General features: G+C 60.4%; 7 protein-coding genes. 4 read left to right on the top strand and 3 right to left on the bottom strand.

Annotation, left to right across the window (positions count from 1 at the left end; translation table 11 throughout):
- A partial coding sequence (locus ACW9JC_RS28155) for a hypothetical protein (RefSeq protein ID WP_457459126.1) occupies positions 1-376 on the bottom strand: 376 nt, incomplete at its 3' end.
- 88 nt (positions 377-464) lie between these two features.
- Positions 465-647 (bottom strand): hypothetical protein, encoded by a 183-nt coding sequence (locus ACW9JC_RS28150; protein ID WP_416130085.1) that lies wholly within the window; start codon positions 645-647, stop codon positions 465-467.
- 117 nt (positions 648-764) lie between these two features.
- Here ACW9JC_RS28150 and ACW9JC_RS28145 point away from each other — a divergent pair, with 117 nt between their 5' ends.
- Positions 765-2,840: an AsmA family protein gene (locus ACW9JC_RS28145; protein ID WP_457459124.1), complete on the top strand. Its 2,076-nt coding sequence runs from the start codon at positions 765-767 to the stop codon at positions 2,838-2,840.
- A 28-nt stretch (positions 2,841-2,868) separates the two neighbouring features.
- On the opposite strand, the gene ACW9JC_RS28140 is transcribed toward ACW9JC_RS28145, so the two are convergent.
- Positions 2,869-3,825, bottom strand: coding sequence for a LysR substrate-binding domain-containing protein (locus ACW9JC_RS28140; RefSeq protein WP_457459122.1), 957 nt, complete (start codon positions 3,823-3,825; stop codon positions 2,869-2,871).
- 110 nt (positions 3,826-3,935) lie between these two features.
- Here ACW9JC_RS28140 and ACW9JC_RS28135 point away from each other — a divergent pair, with 110 nt between their 5' ends.
- The 3 genes from ACW9JC_RS28135 to ACW9JC_RS28125 all read left to right on the top strand — a co-directional run bounded on the left by ACW9JC_RS28135 (position 3,936) and on the right by ACW9JC_RS28125 (position 5,878).
- Positions 3,936-4,574: an FMN-dependent NADH-azoreductase gene (locus ACW9JC_RS28135; protein ID WP_457459120.1), complete on the top strand. Its 639-nt coding sequence runs from the start codon at positions 3,936-3,938 to the stop codon at positions 4,572-4,574.
- Positions 4,575-4,880, top strand: a complete 306-nt coding sequence (locus ACW9JC_RS28130) for a DMT family transporter (protein ID WP_416130089.1) — start codon at positions 4,575-4,577, stop codon at positions 4,878-4,880.
- Positions 4,881-4,987: 107 nt separating this feature from the next.
- Positions 4,988-5,878 carry a lipase family alpha/beta hydrolase gene (locus ACW9JC_RS28125; protein WP_457459118.1) on the top strand — a complete coding sequence of 297 codons (891 nt, stop codon included), beginning with the start codon at positions 4,988-4,990 and terminating at the stop codon, positions 5,876-5,878.
- The last annotated feature ends 106 nt before the right edge of the window (positions 5,879-5,984 follow it).

The following is a 5,984-nucleotide window of genomic DNA, read 5'->3' as shown; positions in this document are numbered from 1 at the left end:
CGTCAGCGGCAAGGGTTTGACCTGGAGTGCGATCGGAACCGTCAGCGGCAAGGGTTTGACCTGGAGTGCGATCGGAACCGTCAGCGGCAAGGGTCTGGCCTGGGGTGCGGTCGGAACCATCAGCGGCAACAGTCTGGCCTTGTTTGGTTTGATCGTAGCCATCTTCAGTGATCAGGTTTTTTTCTTTCAGGCGATCGTTACCGCCTTCGGCCAGGGTTTGGCCCGGGGTGCGATCGGAACCATCGGCAGCGACGGTTTGGCTGAACACCGAGTGGTTATCTTTGACTTGCGGAGTGGCCTGGTCAGCGGCCGGCAGTGCGAAAGCAGTGCTGGCCAGCATTGAAAGTGTAAGGCTAAGCAGAAGTTGGCGTTTCATGATTGGGTGCTCCGTAGGAGGGCGATAAATTGGGTACGAGGGCAATGCTACTCTCGATAAGTCGATATAAAAGTTCATAAACGCAATGTTAATAATCAACGGAATTGATTGTTCTCTGCAGGCCTTGTAAACCGGGGCTTTCAAGCCCGCGTGTTTGCACCGAGGTGGGTATTTTCGACTCACTCGCGCCACGTAAAAGTGCGGGGCCGGTAACGCCGAAGGCGACTGATGAGTCATGAATTGACTTGTCGATTGCTGGAAAATCGGTCATCGGATTAAACCTGCGGGCCGTTTTTCAGTCGTAGATTCCATAGCGGGCCGGTTCTGGCCCAGCGTTTTTCATGTGCGTCGCGGTCGGGGCGCTCAGCCGTATCAGGAGCTCTGTGCAATGACGCGCACCCGTAAAATTCTCGCCTGGACCCTCGGCAGCCTGGTTGTTCTGCTGGCCGTGCTGGTGCTGATCATCGTGTTCTTCGATTGGAACCGGATCAAACCACCCCTCAATGCCAAAGTTTCCGAAGAGCTGCACCGTCCGTTCGCCATCAATGGCAACCTGGCGGTGGTGTGGCGACGCGAGCCCGACGAGGGTGGCTGGCGTGCCTGGGTGCCGTGGCCGCATGTGGTGGCCGAAGACCTGAGCCTGGGTAACCCGGACTGGTCGAAGACGCCGCAGATGGCCAGCCTCAAGCGCGTTGAACTGCGCATTTCGCCGCTGGCCTTGCTGGCGCAGCGTGTCGTCATCCCGCGCATCGACCTCACTGAACCCAATGCCGAACTGCAACGCCTGGCTGACGGTCGCGCCAACTGGACCTTCAAGTTCGACCCGAAAGACCCGAACGCCGAACCTTCGCCGTGGGTGCTGGACATCGGCGCGATCGGTTTCGACAAGGGCCACGTCACCCTCGACGACCAGAACCTGAAGACTCAGCTCGACGTGCTGATCGACCCGTTGGGCAAGCCGATTCCGTTCAGCGAGATTGTCGGTGACAAAGCGGCGAAAAACGCACAGGAGCAGGGCGCTGCACCACAGGACTATGCGTTCGGCCTCAAGGTCAAAGGCCAGTATCACGGTCAGAAACTGGCGGGCCAGGGCAAGATTGGTGGCTTGCTGGCCTTGCAGGACGCGGCCCGGCCGTTCCCACTGCAAGCTCAGGTGAAGATCGCCGACACCAGCGTCGAACTGGCCGGTACGCTGACCGACCCGATGAATCTCGGTGCCCTCGACCTGCGCCTGAAACTGGCCGGCACCAGCCTGGGCAATCTTTTCCCGCTGACCGGCGTGACCCTGCCGGATACGCCACCGTACGCCACCGACGGTCACCTGATCGCCAAGCTGCATGAGCCGACGGGCGCAGTATTTCGCTATGAAGAATTCAGCGGCAAGATCGGCGAGAGTGATATCCACGGCAGCCTGACCTACGTCGCCGGCCAGCCACGGCCCAAACTCAGCGGATCGCTGCTGTCCAATCAACTGCTGTTTGCCGACCTGGCCCCGCTGATCGGTGCCGATTCCAATGCCAAGCAAAAGGCCCGAGGTGGCGAGAGCAAGCAGCCGGCGGACAAGGTGCTGCCGGTCGAAGAGTTCAAGACCGATCGCTGGCGCGATATGGACGCCGACGTCGAATTCACCGGCAAACGCATCGTCCACAGCGAAAAACTGCCGTTCAACGATCTCTACACGCACCTGGTGCTGACCGATGGCGTGCTCAGCCTTGAACCGCTGCGCTTTGGCGTGGCGGGCGGCAAGCTCGATGCGCAGATTCGCCTGAACGGTCGCACCGAGCCCTTGGAAGGTCGGGCAAAACTCACCGCGCGGGGCTTCAAGCTCAAGCAGTTGTTCCCGACCTTCGAACCGATGAAAACCAGTTTCGGTGAGCTCAATGGCGATGCCGACATCACCGGTCGCGGCAATTCGGTGGCCAAATTGCTGGGCACCGCCAACGGCAACCTGAAAATGCTGATTAACGACGGCGCCATCAGTCGCGAGTTAATGGAGCTGGCCGGGTTGAACGTCGGCAACTATGTGGTCGGCAAAATCTTTGGCGACAAGGAAGTGAAGATCAACTGCGCAGCGTCCGACTTCGAAATCAAGAACGGCCTGGCGACCACACGATTGTTCGTGTTCGATACCGAGAACGCGATCATCTATATCGATGGCACGGCGAACATGGCCACCGAACAACTGGACCTGACCATCACCCCGGAATCCAAGGGCTGGCGCTTGATCTCGCTGCGTTCACCGCTGTACGTGCGGGGCAAGTTCATCAAGCCAGATGCCGGGGTGAAAGCAGTACCGTTGATATTGCGCGGGGCCGGGATGGTTGCCCTTGGGGTGATTGCCGCACCGGCGGCGGGGCTGCTGGCATTGGTGGCACCGAGCGGCGGCGAGCCGAATCAGTGCGCGCCGCTGCTGGAGCAGATGAAATCGGGCAAGGCGCCGGTGACGGTCAAGCCAACCAGGTAGATAAAAAGATCGCAGCCTGCGGCAGCTCCTATAAAGAAATGCTTTCTCCTGTAAGAGCTGCCGCAGGCTGCGATCTTGGCGTTAGTCCGGACACCGACGCCTCCTCTGTGAGCCACGCAAAAAACGCCCGCACCGGCGGATGCCGCTCGCGACCCGGCACGCACAGCGCGCTGTAACCGGCGCCATTCACCTGCACATCCCCCCGATAAGGCACCAGCAACCCGCTGGTCACGCTTTCCGACACCAGGATATTGCTTGCCAATACCAAGCCTTGACCGGCAATCGCCGCTTGCAGGGCGTAATGCTCTTCGTCGTATTCGCGCACGGCGGGTTGGCCGCTCAGCCATGTCTCGCCGGACTGAGCGCACCACGCCTCCCAGCCGTGGGCGTAGAGCTTGGAGTTGTGCCAGCGCACGCTGATCAGCGTCGGCGTGCGCTGGGTCGCCAGTGCCACTTGTTCCGGTGAGCCATAAACGCCGAAGGATTCATCGAACAGGCACAAGCCATACAGGTTCGGGTAGTCACCAAGGCTGTAGCGCAGCACCAGATCGACGCTGGCATCCTGATGCAAATCGATCACTTCGCAGTGGGTGTCCAGCCGTACATTGATGTTCGGGTGCTGGGCGTAGAAACGTCCCAGCCGTGGCACCAGCCACAGGGCGGCGAAGGCTGCGGTGGTGGAGATCGTCAGGTTTGTGCCGCTGCGCTGCGGCCGCAGGGTGTCGACGCTTTGCGCTACTTCCAGAAAAGCACCGTGCAGGCTGTGGAACAGCCGTTCGCCGCATTCAGTCAGGCGTACCTGGCGGGGCAGGCGCTCGAACAGCGGCACGCCGAGCCAGGTTTCCAGTGAACGAATCTGGTGCGACACCGCCGTCGGGGTAACGGCCAGTTCTTCGGCGGCGTCCTTGAAGCTCAGCAAGCGTGAGGCTGACTCAAAGGCGCGCAGGGCGGTCAGCGGCAACGAGGCAAACATTGAATGCTCCACGGATGAAATGGATTCATCCCGAGTGATTTTTGCTCATTTGAAGAGGAACGGCTGTGAGCTTCAAGCTGCAAGCCACAAGCAGTTTGAGTTTAGTCCTTGAGGAGATTCAGATGAGTAAAATTCTTGCCGTTCATGCCAGCCCACGAGGTGAACGTTCGCATTCGCGGCGTCTGGCCGAGGTGTTTCTCTCGGCGTTGCAGACGCGTCATCCGCATGCGCAACTGACGCGCCGTGAAGTCGGGCGAGCGTTGATTCCGCCGGTCAATGAAGCGTTTGTGGCCGCCGCGTTTTATCCCGAACCCGAGGCCCGTCCCTTGTCGATGCAAGCCGATCTGGCGTTCAGCGATGAACTGGTCGGCGAGTTGCTCGGCCATGACCTGCTGGTGATTTCCACGCCAATGCACAACTTCAGCGTGCCCAGCGGCTTGAAGGCCTGGATCGATCAGATCGTGCGGCTCGGCCTGACGTTCAACCACACGCTGGACAACGGCGTGGCCCAGTACGAACCGTTGGTGCACAGTAAAAAGGCCTTGATCGTCACCAGTCGCGGTGGCTTCGGCTTTGGTCCGGGCGGTGAGCTGGAAGCCATGAACCATGCCGATCCATTACTGCGCACGGCATTGGGCTTCATCGGCATCACCGATATCACGGTGGTCGCCGCCGAGGGCGAAGAGTCCGAGGCGCGCACCTTCGCGGTCTCCGCCGCCGAGGCCGAACAGCGCTTGCTGGCGCTGGCCAGGGAGTTCTAGATGGCCTGGCTGTTTCTGCTGATCGCCGCCGGGTTTGAGGTGACGTTCGCCATGGGCATGAAGTACGCCGAAGGCTTCACCCGGCTCTGGCCGTCGCTGATCACTGTCGTTGCCGCAGTGGGCGGGATTTACTTCCTGACCCTGGCCATGCGCGAATTGCCGGTGAGCATTGCCTACCCGATCTGGACCGCTATCGGGTCGCTGGGCACGGTGTTTCTCGGGTTTGCGTTGCTGGGGGAGAGCCTGACGGCGGTGAAGTTGTTGTCGGTCGGGCTGATCGTGGCGGGCGTGGTAGGGTTGAAGTAGAGCGGATGTCATAGACTGGTCGTCGAGTTGTCATCTTCGCTGGCGATGCTTGGCGGATGTCTTGCATCCCGCCTTGCGTCACTTCTCGATCACAAGGATGTCCGCCCATGTCGCAAGGTTCTACCCCGCGCTATCCACTGGTGCTGGTCCCGGGAATGCTCGGGTTCATCCGTTTGGTGCTTTATCCGTACTGGTACGGGATCGTTGATGCGTTGCGCCGTGGCGGCGCCATCGTGTTCGCGGTGCAGGTCTCGCCGCTCAACTCCAATGAAGTGCGGGGCGAGCAATTGCTGGCGCGGATCGAGGAGATTCTGCGCGAAACCGGGGCCGAGAAGGTCAATCTGATTGGCCACAGCCAAGGCTCGTTGACGGCGCGATATGCGGCAGCCAAGCGCCCGGATCTGGTCGCCTCGGTGACTTCCGTGGCGGGGCCGAATCACGGTTCGGAACTGGCCGATTACCTGCACAAGCACTATCCGCACGACAGTGCCAAGGGGCGGCTACTGAGCTTTTTGTTGCGCATGGTCAACGCGCTGATGTGCCTGCTGGACACCGGCTATCACGGGCCCAAGCTGCCTGTGGATATTCATGCGTCCCATCATTCCCTCACCACCGAAGGCGTGGCGCTGTTCAACCAGCGTTATCCACAAGGGCTGCCCGAGACCTGGGGCGGGCACGGGCCGGAAGAAGTGAACGGTGTGCGTTATTACTCCTGGTCCGGAACTCTGCAACCAGGCAAGACCGATCGCGGACGCAACCTGCTCGATGGCACCAACCGCAGTTGCCAGTTGTTCGCCAGGACTTTCATTCGTGAAGCGGGACACTGCGACGGGATGGTCGGGCGCTACAGCTCGCACCTGGGGACGGTGATTGGCGATGAGTTTCCGCTGGATCACTTCGACATCGTCAATCAGTCGTTGGGATTGGTGGGGAAGGGCGCCGAGCCGATTCGGTTGTTTGTCGAGCATGCGGCTCGGTTGAACGCAGCTGGTTTGTAACATCCGGATCAAAAGATCGCAGCTTTCGGCAGCTCCTTGGAATGCAATCACATGTAATTGGATGGACTCGCCCAAGCCGAGGCGTCAATGCGCCACGGTGGCAGTC

It is taken from the genome of Pseudomonas sp. SDO5591_S426 (genome assembly GCF_054070755.1).
Note: the sequence above shows the minus strand (reverse complement) of the source record. Positions and strands in the feature narration are given on the sequence as shown.